General features: G+C 30.8%; 21 protein-coding genes. 20 read left to right on the forward strand and 1 reads right to left on the reverse strand.

What is annotated here, in order from left to right:
* Positions 1–169: 169 nt before the first annotated feature.
* On the forward strand, positions 170–613 hold the full coding sequence (locus ML462_RS15310) for a hypothetical protein (protein WP_240714709.1): 444 nt from the start codon (positions 170–172) through the stop codon (positions 611–613).
* Positions 614–827: 214 nt separating this feature from the next.
* On the opposite strand, the gene ML462_RS15315 is transcribed toward ML462_RS15310, so the two are convergent.
* Positions 828–1289, reverse strand: coding sequence for a hypothetical protein (locus tag ML462_RS15315; RefSeq protein ID WP_240714710.1), 462 nt, complete (start codon positions 1287–1289; stop codon positions 828–830).
* 233 nt (positions 1290–1522) lie between these two features.
* Between ML462_RS15315 and ML462_RS15320 the strand changes: the two genes are divergently transcribed.
* The 19 genes from ML462_RS15320 to ML462_RS15410 all read left to right on the forward strand — a co-directional run bounded on the left by ML462_RS15320 (position 1523) and on the right by ML462_RS15410 (position 14775).
* Positions 1523–2059 carry a DUF6843 domain-containing protein gene (locus ML462_RS15320; protein ID WP_240714711.1) on the forward strand — a complete coding sequence of 179 codons (537 nt, stop codon included), beginning with the start codon at positions 1523–1525 and terminating at the stop codon, positions 2057–2059.
* Between the two features lie 35 nt (positions 2060–2094).
* Entirely contained in the window at positions 2095–2556 is a 462-nt protein-coding gene (locus tag ML462_RS15325; RefSeq protein WP_240714712.1) for a carboxypeptidase-like regulatory domain-containing protein, read from the forward strand.
* A gap of 263 nt (positions 2557–2819) precedes the next feature.
* Complete coding sequence (locus ML462_RS15330) at positions 2820–2975, forward strand: hypothetical protein (RefSeq protein WP_240714713.1); 156 nt, start codon at positions 2820–2822, stop codon at positions 2973–2975.
* Positions 2976–3114: 139 nt separating this feature from the next.
* Positions 3115–3297, forward strand: coding sequence for a hypothetical protein (locus tag ML462_RS15335; protein ID WP_240714714.1), 183 nt, complete (start codon positions 3115–3117; stop codon positions 3295–3297).
* Between the two features lie 293 nt (positions 3298–3590).
* Positions 3591–4775: an erythromycin esterase family protein gene (locus tag ML462_RS15340; RefSeq protein WP_341481595.1), complete on the forward strand. Its 1185-nt coding sequence runs from the start codon at positions 3591–3593 to the stop codon at positions 4773–4775.
* Positions 4776–4934: 159 nt separating this feature from the next.
* Positions 4935–5498 carry a hypothetical protein gene (locus ML462_RS15345; protein WP_240714716.1) on the forward strand — a complete coding sequence of 188 codons (564 nt, stop codon included), beginning with the start codon at positions 4935–4937 and terminating at the stop codon, positions 5496–5498.
* Entirely contained in the window at positions 5491–5961 is a 471-nt protein-coding gene (locus ML462_RS15350; protein ID WP_240714717.1) for a hypothetical protein, read from the forward strand. The genes ML462_RS15345 and ML462_RS15350 overlap by 8 nt, the downstream gene beginning before the upstream one ends.
* Positions 5962–6168: 207 nt before the next feature.
* Positions 6169–6552: a hypothetical protein gene (locus ML462_RS15355; RefSeq protein WP_240714718.1), complete on the forward strand. Its 384-nt coding sequence runs from the start codon at positions 6169–6171 to the stop codon at positions 6550–6552.
* 436 nt (positions 6553–6988) lie between these two features.
* Positions 6989–7453: a carboxypeptidase-like regulatory domain-containing protein gene (locus ML462_RS15360; RefSeq protein WP_240714719.1), complete on the forward strand. Its 465-nt coding sequence runs from the start codon at positions 6989–6991 to the stop codon at positions 7451–7453.
* A 163-nt stretch (positions 7454–7616) separates the two neighbouring features.
* Entirely contained in the window at positions 7617–8150 is a 534-nt protein-coding gene (locus tag ML462_RS15365; RefSeq protein WP_240714720.1) for a hypothetical protein, read from the forward strand.
* 492 nt (positions 8151–8642) lie between these two features.
* Positions 8643–9998: an amidohydrolase family protein gene (locus ML462_RS15370; protein ID WP_240714721.1), complete on the forward strand. Its 1356-nt coding sequence runs from the start codon at positions 8643–8645 to the stop codon at positions 9996–9998.
* A gap of 258 nt (positions 9999–10256) precedes the next feature.
* Positions 10257–10466, forward strand: a complete 210-nt coding sequence (locus ML462_RS15375) for a hypothetical protein (RefSeq protein WP_240714722.1) — start codon at positions 10257–10259, stop codon at positions 10464–10466.
* Positions 10466–10960 carry a hypothetical protein gene (locus ML462_RS15380; protein WP_240714723.1) on the forward strand — a complete coding sequence of 165 codons (495 nt, stop codon included), beginning with the start codon at positions 10466–10468 and terminating at the stop codon, positions 10958–10960. Before ML462_RS15375 ends, ML462_RS15380 begins: the two co-directional genes overlap by 1 nt.
* A complete protein-coding gene (locus ML462_RS15385) occupies positions 10957–11487 on the forward strand; it encodes a hypothetical protein (protein WP_240714724.1) in 531 nt (176 codons plus the stop codon). Before ML462_RS15380 ends, ML462_RS15385 begins: the two co-directional genes overlap by 4 nt.
* 169 nt (positions 11488–11656) lie before the next feature.
* The gene (locus ML462_RS15390) at positions 11657–12169 is read left to right on the forward strand and encodes a hypothetical protein (protein ID WP_240714725.1); all 513 of its coding nucleotides are present in this window, start codon (positions 11657–11659) and stop codon (positions 12167–12169) included.
* A gap of 166 nt (positions 12170–12335) precedes the next feature.
* Positions 12336–12800 carry a hypothetical protein gene (locus ML462_RS15395; protein WP_240714726.1) on the forward strand — a complete coding sequence of 155 codons (465 nt, stop codon included), beginning with the start codon at positions 12336–12338 and terminating at the stop codon, positions 12798–12800.
* Positions 12801–12804: 4 nt separating this feature from the next.
* Positions 12805–13413, forward strand: coding sequence for a hypothetical protein (locus ML462_RS15400; protein WP_240714727.1), 609 nt, complete (start codon positions 12805–12807; stop codon positions 13411–13413).
* A 181-nt stretch (positions 13414–13594) separates the two neighbouring features.
* Entirely contained in the window at positions 13595–13948 is a 354-nt protein-coding gene (locus ML462_RS15405; protein WP_240714728.1) for a hypothetical protein, read from the forward strand.
* Positions 13949–14181: 233 nt separating this feature from the next.
* Positions 14182–14775, forward strand: coding sequence for a hypothetical protein (locus ML462_RS15410; RefSeq protein WP_240714729.1), 594 nt, complete (start codon positions 14182–14184; stop codon positions 14773–14775).
* Positions 14776–14813 lie beyond the last annotated feature (38 nt).

Genomic DNA, 14813 nt, shown 5'->3' on the forward strand with positions numbered 1-14813 from the left:
TTTACAACAACGGTTCATCGCCAATAGGCGGCACCGTTAGTAAGAAATTAACTAGACCAACAAACCAATACTAAGCCGACAAATCCGCGTCCCCTACTCCGCCAACTGGCGATAACCGAGACCGTTGGCACTCATTAAAAGAGAAATACAATTGATAAAAAGTAATAAAATGCAAGCCCTATTCTGGAGATATATAATTCTGACTATCGGAATATTATTACTCTGTTTAAGTATCTTAAAATTTTACAATCCTGACCATATAACTGACTGGAAAAATCTTATAATTTTTAGCGGAGCAGGATTATTGCTAATTGGTTTAAACATATTCCTTTTCGATAGAATAAAAACTGTAAAAGTAAATCACAGCCGAATTATTTATGAAGAAAAAGGAGAACAAAAAGACATAAATTGGAAAGACGTAAATAGAGTTGGTAGAATTTTATTTATCGCTCCACCTCTATATTTTGCTATCATAAATAAAAATTTAATAATCTTCCCTACAGAGAGAAATTTTGGATATTCAAGTTTCGGGTCATCATCAGTTTTTGTTGTAATTGATCATAGTAAAATGGGAGAAATTATAAATAAGGCTAAAGAACAATATTTAATCTAGCATAACGAGTGCCAACAACGGTTCATCGCCAATAAGCGGTAGCATTAAAAAGAAAATAATTAACTTGACCAACAAACCAATACTAAGCCGACAAATCCGCGTCCCTTACTCCGCCAACTGGCGATAACCGAAACCGTTGTGCAAAATGCAAGGAATGATCTAGGTAATTAGAAAATTGACTAATAAGCTTTTAAAAAAGTTTTCAATTAATTGACTAATCTCCTTCGCTTAAGGAAAAACTTCCATCGCCGTTAAATGAAGAAAGAGTAATAGTAACTGACCAAATTCCAGAAGTTCCACTCTCAGTTACACCGGAAAATGAATCAGGTTCTACACCACCTCTTAAAGTTTTATTTAAAACAACATTTCCATCTGCATCCTTAACTTCCATCACAAAAACTCCATTACTAGAAGAAGTAATATCTGCATTATAATCCGCTGTATTCAATGAATTTTGCCATAAAAAAGTTCTTTCACCACTTCCTCCATTACCAGTGAAATCACCATCAACATCACCAAAAAAATCATCTCCATCGTCAAAAAGAACCGTTCCGTTAACAGTTAATTCCACTGCTTGAGTTGAACTATCGTCATCAGAACTACAACCAATATTTATTGCAAGTACAGTTGAAAATAGAATTATAAAAGCTGACTTGGAAATTTTATTTTTAAACATAAGTAGAGATTTAAGGGTTAAGGCTAAAACGTTAATTATAACACAATATTACTATTTTTAATCTAGAATTATTTAAATCTAAACAAATGCACTTTGCACAACAACGGTTCATCGCCAATAGACGGCACCGTTAGAAAGAAAATAATTAACTTGACCAACAAACCAATACTAAGCCGACAAATCCGCGTCCCGCACTCCGCCAACTGGCGATAACCGAGACCGTTGTGCACAATATGGAAACAAAGATTCTGCAATATTCAAAATTTTCCGGATTAATATTTTTCTTAATCTGTAGTTGCATTCAAAATGCTGAACCTGAAACTTTTTTAATACCTAAAGATTTTAGAGGAAGAGCAAATATTATTTATGATCAAAAATGCGGATTAGATGAAGAGTATGAAAATGGCAGAAGGGTTTATAGAATACCCGAGGATGGTGTTCTTTTGACAAAATTTAGTAAACCTTCAGGATTTATTGACCACAAATATTATTTAGTAGATAAGACAGGTAATAGAATTGAATTATCGAAAATGGACGTTAGAGATTATAATGAAGATTATACAATTTCAAAAAATCCAAAAGAACCACCTAGAGATACTTTAGGAGTTTTTAAATGGGGAACTTTAGGAAGTGCCGCACAGATGAGTGATGATGGTTATACTTTTCAAGAATTCTTTGTCAGTGATTACAATAATCTTGGTAAAAATTACACCAAGAAATATTTAAGTTTTACCGATTTAATTAAAGAAAAAAGAAAAAACTGTAATTAATCGACAATTATCACGAAAAGTAAAATAATTCAGGAATGAAAAAATTAATAGCTCTACTTTTAATATCTCTAATTTCGATATGTCATCTGTATTCTCAAAATAAAACTATTGAAGGAAGGGTAATAGATAACAATTTGGAAACTTTACCTGGCGTTCCAATCTTCATTAGTGACACTATTAAAATTGGAGAAACAGATTTAGAAGGTTTCTTTAAAATTGAAATTCCCACTGACAAGCATAAAATTACTTTCAAATATGTTGGGATAGATCCTGCAACTATAGAACTGATTGAACAATGTGAACAAATAGAAGTCATCATGATGTTAACAGGTACACATGATTTTGAAACTTTTAGACGAGCTGAAAGGGAAAGAAAAAAGAAATTTAAATTACTCCCTGAAATTCATAAACGAGCTTATATCAAAGGAATATTTCAATTAGATGAGCCATGCTACAATCGCGAATTTGAGCCCTACTTTCTTGAGAAGGAAATTTAAAAAATATAATTTATAAAATCATAGCCATACTGTGCACAACAACGGTTCATCGCCAATAAGCGGCAGCGTTAGAAAGAAAATAATTAACTTGACCAACAAACCAATACTAAGCCGACAAAACCGCGTCCCGCACTCCGCTAACTGGCGATAACCGAGACCGTTATATTTAATTGCCAGAAAGATCCAGGAAGGTAGAAACGGACTTTACTCAGTTCTATTTAGAAATCAGTTTAAATTGAAAATATTAATTGAAAGATCAAAAAATGAATAAAATAAGAATACTCGGACTTACATTTTTAATCATTGGCGGTTTAGGACTACATTATACAAATGGTTATGGATTTATATTTGGGATTTTAGCTGGTATTGGAATAGTATGGATATTGACTGGAGAGTTTATTTTAATGAGTAAAAATTAAAGTGAATCCTTTAGAAGATAATTTAGAATAAATATCAAAAGGATTCAGGAAAGAAGATATAGACTTGAAAAAGATAATTTAAGTTCAATTAATTTTAATGTAGCTTAGTTATCCAATTTGACTAAAAACTTGCTTAAAAATGACTAAAATAAGAGTTATCGGACTTATTAGTGTAATAATTGGAATATTGGGAATTACATATTTAGATCGATCAGATTTTCAATTCCTCTTTGGAATATTGACTGGAATTGGTATTGGTTGGCTTCTGAGAGGACAGTTTATGGTAATAAGTAAAAAAGAAAAAGAATCCTTAGGTAAATAATTCAAAAAAGTAAAATAAAGATTCTAGTCCGCAACTAAACATAACAACGGTTCATCGCCAATAAGCGGCAGCGTTAGAAAGAAAATAATTAACTTGACCAACAACAAAATACTAAGCCGACAAATCCGCGTCCCTTACTCCGCCAACTGGCGATAACCGAGACCGTTGTACACCATTTTAAAACAAACATTTTGCTCAAAAACTTACTTTCAATTTTCATTCTGATATCACCACTCCTTTTATTTTCTCAGAAAAAAGAAACTATAAACTGGATAACGAATAATTCTATAGAAATTGAAGATGCAAATCCTGATTCTAAACTAAAAATCTTTAAACAAAATACACCCGATAAATTTTCTAACGCCAAGATTTATGGGTTTGGAGAAGCATCCCATAACACAAAAGAGTTTTTTAACCTAAAAGCAAAGTTTTTCAAACATTTGGTAATGACTCAAGGTGTCAAAACGTTTATAATGGAAGAATCTTACCAGGCTGAATCGGGAATAAATGAATGGATAAGCGGAGGTAAAGGTGATATTAAGACTATTGCTGAAAATTTTAATCTTGGATTTTGGCGTACTATGGAAATTGCAAATCTTTTGCAATGGATGAGAGAATATAACAAAGGTAAGCCTCAGGAAGAACAAATTAAGTTTTATGGAATGGATATTCAAAAAGGTGAAAAACTTAATGAAGAGATACGAAGGTTAGTTGCCAGGAATGAGATCTCAGTCGACAAAAAACTTTTAGCAGCTGTTGATAGTTGCGCAAACAAGAAAATAGACTATAGCAAAAAAGAAGCCTGGTGGCAATTTCAACTTCCAAAATTAAATGAACTAAAACACCAAATACTTAATTCCAACCTGAAAAGTAAAGAGTATAAAAATGATCTAAGAAGTTTAGATTATTTAATAAGTTATACTGAATATGCTTCTTTAGTTAAAGAGAAATATCCAACATCTACGGAGTTCAGAGATCTAAAAATGTTCGAAAATGTAAAGTATATTGTAGAAAACCTATCTAAAGAAGAGAAGGTATTTATTTGGGCTCATAACGAACATATTAACAAAAAAGAGATGTACAGCACAGATAGCGGTATCACAGGCCTGGGCCGTAATTTGAAAGATTATTACGGTGATAATTATTACGCGGTAGGCTTCGATTTTGGAATTGGTAAAATTAAAGGATTTGTCACCAGTAAAAATGATGACAATTACTGGAAAACATACGATATAGAAAAACCAATTAAAAGAACTTATGCAAAAACCTTAATGTCTATAGATAAAGACATTTATTTCATTCAGTTCAACAAAGATTTAGAATTTTTCAACGAAGAGTCAAAGCATTTACTAATTGGGGGTGGTGGCTATCAACCAAAACCTTTACATAGAATTTTAATTCCAAAAGTATATGCAGAAACATATGATGCACTAATCTTTGTAAAAAAGATTTCAGTGCCAGATTACAATTTAAATTAAATAATAAAACGGTGTACAACAACGGTTCATCGCCAATAAGCGGCACCGTTAGTAAGAAAATAATTAACTTGACCAACAAACCAATACTAAGCCGACAAATCCGCGTCCCGCACTCCGCCAACTGGCGATAACCGAGACCGTTGGCAGCAATTAAACAAAATGAGAACTAAGGAAATTAAAGATAAAGATTTCGAAAGTATACTTAGAACAGAATTAGAAGGAATAAATGATTTAGAATTAATGATTCTAAAAGGGCATATTCTTATAGAATACTCATTAAATAAATTTATTGATGATATCAATGAAGGAAATCTCGATATTGATAAAACAAACTTTAATTTTTCTAGTAAAATTAGAATTGCAGAGTTTCTAGGTCTTTTTAAAAAGAAAGATCATCTAAAAGAAAGCATTGATGACATTAATAAGCTAAGAAATCAAATTGCACATCAATTGAAATATGATGAAAAATTAATGCAAAAGATTATTGCTCTTTACTTAAAATTAAACATTCCAGGAAGCAGAATTAGTAAAGAAAAAAATGACATAGAAAATTTCTACTTTATTATTATAGTTAATTGTGGGTTAATAATGGGCAAAAAACTAGGTCAACAAAAAATTAAAAATTTTACAACAAATACTTTACAAAACTTAAGGTCACAAAATCCGAAAAAGTTTGATCTAGATTTTAAAAATTTTAATAATCAAAAAACAGAAAATGAATAGAATAAAATTTACAATTGTTGTCTTATTAATAGGTCAGTTTTTCTTTACAAGTTGTGGAGAAAAATCAGACCAATCCGAAAAAACAGTAAACTCCATTGAGAAAAAAACGATCATTTTAGATATTACAAAAATCATAAATAAAACTGAGCAAGAAGTAACAAGTGTATTAGGAAATTCCGAAAAGAATGAAATTATAAAAGGCTATCCTTGTGAAAACGAGAAGTGCAAAAGAGCTTTTTATAAAGATGGAAAAATAGAAATAATCTTCAAGAATGAAAAAGCGAGCAGAATAACAATAAATAATATCTCTGATCTAACCAATAATGATAATGCTTTAGAAAGAATTGGATTAGAAAACAAAAAACCAACATTTAAAAACCCCGAAAATGTGATTCGATGGGAAAATATTAATAATATTTCCGAAATTAGTTTTTTTCCTGATTACATTTTAATCAAAAGCTAATTAGAATATTTATAAATACCCGAGGGATAGTGAAACTTAACTGCTGCCAACATCGGTTCATCGCAAATAACGGGTATTGTAGAAAAAGTGTAATTTTAGAAACCAGGAAAGAAAATGGTTAAGCCGACAAGTCCGCGTCCCTACTCCCGCAACTTGCGATAACCGTAACCGTTGGCATTCATTGCTTGACTTTTTAAAATTTATGATTTGGAAATAAAATACACTAAAAAAAGATTGACAAGTTATTTAGCATTAGGTGTGCTAATGTTCCTAATGGGAATTTTCACAATTTATGAAGATAGCTTCTCCATATATAGTTATTTATGGTTCACATTAGGAGCTTTATACCTTTTAACCACTTACTACGAAAGAAAGAATCAATATATAACTATAGACAATGATAAGCTTATTAAACATTCGATATTCAAAAAGACTATTGATGTAAATGATATTAAAAAGATTAGAAAATATGTAAGTATTTATAAAATTGAAACTTCAGATAAAAACTTAAAAATAAATAAAGATATCATAGAAGCTGAATCCTTATACAAATTGGAGGATTACTTCAAAAAACTAAATATTAAATCCTAAATAATATAACAGAATTTCAAATGTGGTTTTGCTTTATTGTTCGAATGGATGACTTTTAATAAACGATTTAGTTGAAATGAAAATCTTTGTTTATATCATACTAGCTGCAACTATAATCTTACTAATATGGAATTTAACACGGTTAGATTTCCAAGAACCCGAAAAAAAGATATTGGGAAATATTATAGGCAATTTATTGATTATTATCTCCCTAATTTTTTCAATTCGTAATTTCCAGAAAAAAGAAAAATCGAACTAACGCAACGAAAGCCAACAACGGTTCATCGCCAATAAGCGGCAGCGTTAGATAGAAAATAATTAACTTGACCAACAAACCAATACTAAGCCGACAAATCCGCGTCCCACACTCCGCCAACTGGCGATAACCGAGACCGTTGTGTGCAATGTTCACCAAAATTCGAACAAAGAAGAAAAATTGAAAAACAGAAAATCAAATACTTTAAAACCAATCAATAAATCTCTTGATTTCAATTTTTTCTATTTGATTATAGTTATTACAAGTCTATTTTCTTGTACATCTACTCGTCCTGAATTTTTATCAAACTTGACAATAGAAAATAAGAATCAAAATAGATTAATTGAGAATAGAAAACCGGATTATGGAATTGATGGAAAAGATGGATGCGAAGTACTAGGCGAAATTTCGATGAATATAATTGAAATAGAACCAGGCTTTATTAAAGGAAAAATTTTTGATTCAGAAAATAAAGATCCACTGATAAATGCTGACATATATCTGATATTATCAGGAGAAAAAAAGAATGATACTTTAAATATTTACTCCGATCAAGATGGTAATTTTCAGAAAGAATTCGACGGAGTAATCCAAGAAATTGAGGTTAGATATATTGCTTTTAGAAATTTAAACGTAAATATGTAAATTAAACTAAAACACAGCACACAACAACGGTTCATCGCCAATAAGCGGCAGCGTTAGAAAGAAAATAATTAACTTGACCAACGAACCAATACTAAGCCGACAAATCCGCGTCCCTTACTCCGCCAACTGGCGATAACCGAGACCGTTGTAGCCAATTTTTTAAATGAAAAAACTGCTAAAAATTTTATTAGTTTCAGGAATTCTATTCATAATAATAATTGCAATAATGTTCTTTCATGACTTAGGTTCTAATGAAGAAAATTTAGAATTATACAGTCATAATCCTAAAAATTTCAACTTTAAGAAGCCAATAGAATATTTAGATTATCATCAACTAGATTCATTAAAAAGATTAAAAATAGAAACAGCAAAAATAGAAGTTATTGGATCTGGATACTCAGGCTATGATTTTTATATGTGGCATCGGCCGATAGAAAAAGGTGAAATTTATATTAAGGCTTTCGAATTGACAGAAAACTCTCCTATATCACTTGAAAAATTAAGTTCTCGTACAAATAACAAAATTGAAACTACAGGCAAAAATTTTAAACTTTATCACGGTTTCACGGTAATTGATGAAGGAACATTTGAAGAATATTATCCAGTAAGATTTGAACTGTGGTTTAAACAAGATAAAACAAATCAAGAAAAAAAATTGACTGAAAAAAAGTACTTAATAGATGGATGGGATAGATAAAAAACTGGCAACAACAACGGTTCATCGCCAATAAGCGGCAGCGTTAGAAAGAAAACAATTAACTTGACCAACAAACCAATACTAAGCCGACAAATCCGCGTCTCCTACTCCGCCAACTGGCGATAACCGAGACCGTTACCTGCAATGGCTCCGCCAAATTTAAAATTCAAGTGCTGATCAAAAAAGTCCTAAACATAATTGGAACTGTTTAAATTCCCTCATATTGAAAATTGGATTTTTAAGAACATAATTTTTTTAATTCCGATAAGAAGAAATTTAGAGGTGCCCTATCGCAGCGATGGTTTAGTCATTGATCTTACTCAACTCTGTCGCCACAGCAGGTAACAACGGTTCATCGCCAATAAGCGGTAACATTTAAAAGAAAATAATTAACTTGACCAACGAACCAATACTAAGCCGACAAATCCGCGTCCCCTACTCCGCCAACTGGCGATAACCGAGACCGTTCTATGCAATTATAAAATTGATGATTTGAGAAAACTATTTTTAATTCTAATTCTGTTTACTAATACTGTTTTTATCGCACAAAATTCAGTGTCTAAACCTATACTTATAAAAAATATCAATTTAATTGATGGAACTGGAGGCGCAACTCAAGAAAATATATCCATTTTAATAGAAAATGGAATATTTAAGAAAATTGATGCTTACTCCAATTTTCAAAATTTGCAGAATATTCAAATTATTGATGGTAAGGACAAAACTATTATTCCTGGTTTAGTTGGAGTTCACAATCATCTTCATATTCCGGGAATTCCATTTTTAGGTGAAACTGCAACTAAACTATATTTAGCTGCGGGTGTAACTACAATTCAAACTTGCGGAGCAGCTTCTCCTTATAAGGAATTAGCAATTGCTGAAAAAATTGAAACTGGAGAAGCAATTGGTCCTAATATCATTCCTAGTGGACCATATATCACCGGAGAAGGTGGAAATCAAAATATGATTATTCCTAAAAATGAAAATCAGTTACGAGACACTATAAAATTCTGGGCAAAAAAAGGCGTTAAATGGTTTAAAGTTTATAGAAATATTGAGCCTGAATTCTTGGAAATAGTTATCGATGAAGCTCACATCAACAATACTAAAGTTACAGGACATCTTTGCTCTATAACATTCAAAGAAGCCTCAGAAATGGGAATAGATGCAATTGAGCACGGATTAAATAGTGTTTCCGACTTTAGAACAAACAAAAAAGCAGGAGAATGCTCAGGGTCAAGGGAATATATAGATTCTTTAGATTTAGAGTCAATCGAAGTTGATAAGCTTTTGAATAAGTTAATAGAAAATAAAACAGTCTTAACTTCAACACTGAGCATTTATGAAGCCAGTATTCCATCTAGAAGCTTTTTAGATGAAAAGAGTGCTCAAATAATGTCTGAAACATTTCGAGAGAACTTTAAAGATTTAAATACTCCATTAGAAACTAATGAAAATAGCAAAACCAGAGAGAAGCGTTTAAAACGTATAATGGACTTTGAATATAAATTTTTCAAAAAAGGTGGAATACTTTCAGCAGGTGTAGATGCAGGTCGACATATTTTACCAGGGTTTGGAGACCAGAGAAATTTTCTACTTTTAAGAGAAGCTGGATTTACTACTCCTGAAGCAATTAAAATAATGACCAAGAACGGAGCTACTAAATTAGGTAGGACAGATATCGGTACAATAGAAATTGGAAAAAGAGCAGATTTCGTGATTTTAGATGGAGATCTAATTAATGAGAAAAATACAATTACAAAGGTTGAAGCAATTTATAAAAATGGAACTAGCTACAATCCAGAAAAGCTACTGCGAGATTTAAAAGGAAAATTTGGTGATTTATAACTGCATAGAACAACGGTTCATCGCCAATAGCCGGTACCATTAGAAAGAAGATATTTAACTTGATCAACAAACCAATACTAAGCCGACAAATCCGCGTCCCCTACTCCGCCAACTGGCGATAACCGAGACCGTTAGCATTAATTAAATTTTTAGATCAGAACTAAAAAGTTTATAAGGTGTTAATAATTATAACGGTTATCAATAAAAGTTAGCTTGCAATAATTGTAATTTCGGATATCTAACCTAAAACTTTTAAAAATGGATGCTAAAACCATAATAAGTAGATTAAAGAACACTTCATATAAGCATTCCGAGGCCGTAACTATAAAAAAGGAATTAAGACAGTTACCTTCATGGGAGAGAACTAGCGTTCTGAATAAACTTCGAGAAGAAAAAACTAGAAGTGATAACTCAGATGTTATCGATGTAATTAATGATATTATTAACGATTTTAGTCCTGAGAAATAATGGCAGATTTTTATGGTTTTTCCATAATTGATATCATTACAATCTCTATTTCAACTTTAGCAATAATTATTAGTGTTTGGGATAGAATATCTAATAATCTTGCTAACCAAAAATCCGATAAAAAAGCTGAAAAAGCTTTAAAACTTGCCCAAGGTGTTACCGAAATTGAAATTAGAAATTCAATTAGTCAAGCAAGACATCGAGTAGATAGTTTTGCAGTAGAACTCAAAAAATTTAAAATTGATAATCCTACTGCAGATCTCTCTTCACATCAAACATTATTTTACTCCATTTTAGAAGACTTCATTAATCAATACGATCGAGCTTGCATGCTATACCTCGATAATAAAATCGATAAGAAACGTTTCAAAAAAGAGTATAAAAAAGAATTGGTAAACCTTGTTGAAAATGGAAAATATAAGAACAAATATTTTAGTAAAAAAAATCTACGTTTTGAATCAATAATAAGCGTCTATAAAAAATTTAAAAAATGAGCAAAAAGTCTAAAGGTGAGAATGAGGAAAAAAGTGTAAGGTTAAAAGATATGACAGAAAGAAGTCTTAAGAATTTTAATAAGACTGAAGCACAAGGGTGGATTATAAATACAGCAATAAAAATAGAAGAGTTAGTAGATTCAATTTTATTGAGATTTTTTAATCCAGATAACAGACAAATATTCATGGATTATGCATTGAATAGTTCAATAATGCACTATGGAGGAAAAATAAAGATTTTGAAAGCTATTGGAATTGACAATAAAACTTTTTCAAACCTGCAATATATTGGTTCAATACGAAATGCCTTTGCTCACACTAATATTAGTCACAAAATGACAATAAATATTAAAAAACCCGCAAGCGAATCAACAACAAGTGTTTCTGATATAATGAGTGTTATGAATGGACAAGGAATAATAAAATCTAAAGATCCATACGAGTTTTTAAAGGAATTTCTTGCACTATATCAACAAGTTGAACCAGTTCTAAATGAAAAAATTAAAGAGTTAGATAGTAAAAAGTAAGTTAGGAGAATTTAACTAATGCTAACATCGGTTCATCGCAAATAACGGGTATTGCAAAAAAAGTGTAATTTTAGAAACCAGGAAAGAAAATAGTTAAGCCGACAAGTCCGCGTCCCTACTCCCGCAACTTGCGATAACCGTAACCGTTGTGTGCTATTTTAATTGAAATTTGAACTTCATAGAAAACATATCCGACTACCTAAAATTTAAATTTTACTGGAGATTTCCAGATGTTATATTAGCAGCTATAATTTTAGATCAAGAAGAAAATCAAGTTTATGGTAGGGTAAAAAATGGATATGCAATTTTAGAAAGTTTACCATTACCCAAAACAGGTTATCGATATAAAGATATAGTCAAAGTTTCAAAAACTGATAAAGTCCAATTCTATAGAGAGGATAAAATTCAAGAATTTAAAAGTCAAAAGATTTATAGAAAGTCAAATATTCCAACCTTTGTTTTTGGATTGAAATTGTCGGAATATCAAGATTATTTTCAACTACAAGAAAAATTCAGAGAATTTGGACATAAGATTTTGATACCAGATTTTAAAGCGGATAAAATTGGAAAATGGATAACAAGTTATGGCAGCTCTGACAATCTAAAACAAGTAAAAGAAATTTTAAAAAAGTTTACTGATTCTAATAAGAACTGCACAATAACGAATATTGAAAAAGCGTAAAAACAGCACACAACAACGGTTCATCGCCAATAGACGGTAGCGTTAGTAAGAAAATAATTAACTTGACCAACAAACCAATACTAAACCGACAAATCCGCGTCCCTTACTCCGCCAACTGGCGATAACCGAGACCGTTGGCAATAATTTTAACATCAAGAATCTAACTATGAAACAAAAACTACTTCCTTTAATTTTCCTTTTTATTAGTGTATTCTCATTTTCCCAAGAAAATGAATTCTATGAGATGCTTAGATATCCAAAAGTTCTTATAAATGAGGATTTAGTAGCTTATACAGTCCATTTTCAAGAAACTAAAAATGGTGTAGAATTAGAAGAGCAAATGAATGAACCAAGCATAAATCATCCATTTAATATTTCTATTATTTCAAAAGAAAATAATGGGTTAATTCGAGTTGATAATGGAGATTCAAAAGATATTATTATTGATTTCTCATATATCTACAAAGGTCCAGAAGAAGATGGCACAACTATGTATCACTTTAATACAAAGGATGAAATGTACAGCGCTACATATTTCCTAAATAGAGATTTCAATGATTTTCTTACTTTGGAATTCAATCGTGATAAGAATAATAGAATGTCAATAACATATACAATATCAGAATTATAGAGAAATGATAAAAAAAGTTATTTCATTCATATTAGTCCTAACTCCCCTGATTTGTTTTTCACAAGACTTATCTTATAGCGATATAAATTTAGATTCTAAAACATTAATTAGCTATCTCAACATTGATGAAAATTACTTTTCGGGTGGTAGTTCCGATTACCCTTATTTTCAAGGAAAAATTAATAATTCCTATATAAAATTTTACAGGTCTGTATCAACAACCTGCGTAATAGATATTAAATCTGAACAAGATTATATTTCCTTAGTTAGAGAGATCCAAAAAAATGCTGAATTTCGATTCAAATTCTGTACTGATTATCAAGAACCTGTAGTTTATAATTATGTAACCTCTAACGGAAATAAAGTTCGATTCAATTTAAATCAAATGAGAATTTCAGTAGAATATCCATCCTCTGTTAGCTCATTAATGGATAGAAATTTTGGAATTACGCCAGTATTTGTATGCTTAAGCGAAGATGCTTATGCTTTTCATACAAATTTGAGATGTGAAGGACTTGGTAATTGTGAAACAGATATTGCGAAGTCAAATATCCAAGAAGCAAAAAAATATAATCTTAGTTTTTGCGAAATATGTACAAATGATAACTATTAAAACTATTGCCAACAACGGCTCATCGCCAATAACGGGTTTAGTCGAAAAAGTGTAATTTTAGAAACCAGGAGACAAAACAAATAAGCCGACAAATCCGCGTCCCAACTCCCGCAACTGGCGATAGCCGAGACCGTTGTAGCCAATATTTGCTAAGAAATTTACAACTTCAAATATTTTATTAATGAGAATATTCTACTGCTTAATTATAATTTCTCTAATACTGACCAGTTGTGGTAACACGATGGAAAATAAGAAAGTTAAAATTAAGAACTTCGAAGAAAAATTCATTGATAGTTTAGTTCCTAGTGATGATATAAACTATTCAATTTTCTATATTAAAATTGAAGGTTATTCGAATGATACAATTAGAATAACTCCAAGCAAATCTGAAGATCAAGAACATTATTACTATTTAACTGGAGAGATTGAGAAAGAAATCAGACAGGATTATTATGGCGGATATAATACTTATATAACTTTTGATCCATATAAGGCAACAGAAGGAAAGATAAAAATCACATATAGAATTAATTAACAATTGTCAAAATTTAGAAAAAGTACTAATTAAAGGTCAAATGTTTTATTTTTTTTCGAAACTGTTTTCGAAGTCACAAATACTGGCAACAACAACGGTTCATCGCCAATAAGCGGCAGCGTTAGAAAGAAAATAATTAACTTGATCAACAAAACAATAATAAGCCGACAAATCCGCGTCCCTTACTCCGCCAACTGGCGATAACCGAGACCGTTGTGTGTCATTAAATAATTATGAGAATAGTTTCATTTTTTTTACTAGTAGTAATCTTTTTGTCTTGTAACAAAGAAGAAGAAGAAAAAAGAATAAAATATCACGAAATTGAAATTACAGCTTCCTCAATAAACCTTTTAGAAAAAAATATTACTAATAAAGATAATAGAAGCTACGTAAAAGAATTTATTGACTCTATAGGTAGAACAAAAAGACTAGAATTTTATAATTCAAGAGGACAACTTGATTATCCTGGATCAGGATATTATGGTGGACCAATTATAAAATATCATTACGAACCGAATTCAATTACGGAAACAGCTTATACTTCTGACATAGATTTAGCCAATGACTTTCAAACTTCAGAAGTGCCAAATCAGATCATATATTATTTAAATGATAAGAATGAAATTGATAGGACAGTTTTCAGATATAAGATTGAGTTTAATATGGAAAAAGATCAATTAGATGAAATCATAAACAATTTAAAATTGTACAAAGATTTGATTCCTAATAGCGGACTTGAAACTCGTGAAATGGATTCAATATTTGGTTATCAATTTGCAACAGCCAGACTACACGGAATTAATTTTATTAAACCAAAATCGAACTAATTTAACGAACACACAACAACGGTTCATCGCCAATAAGC

Origin of the sequence: Christiangramia lutea (assembly GCF_022489035.1) — a bacterium.
Classification (GTDB): domain Bacteria; phylum Bacteroidota; class Bacteroidia; order Flavobacteriales; family Flavobacteriaceae; genus Christiangramia; species Christiangramia lutea.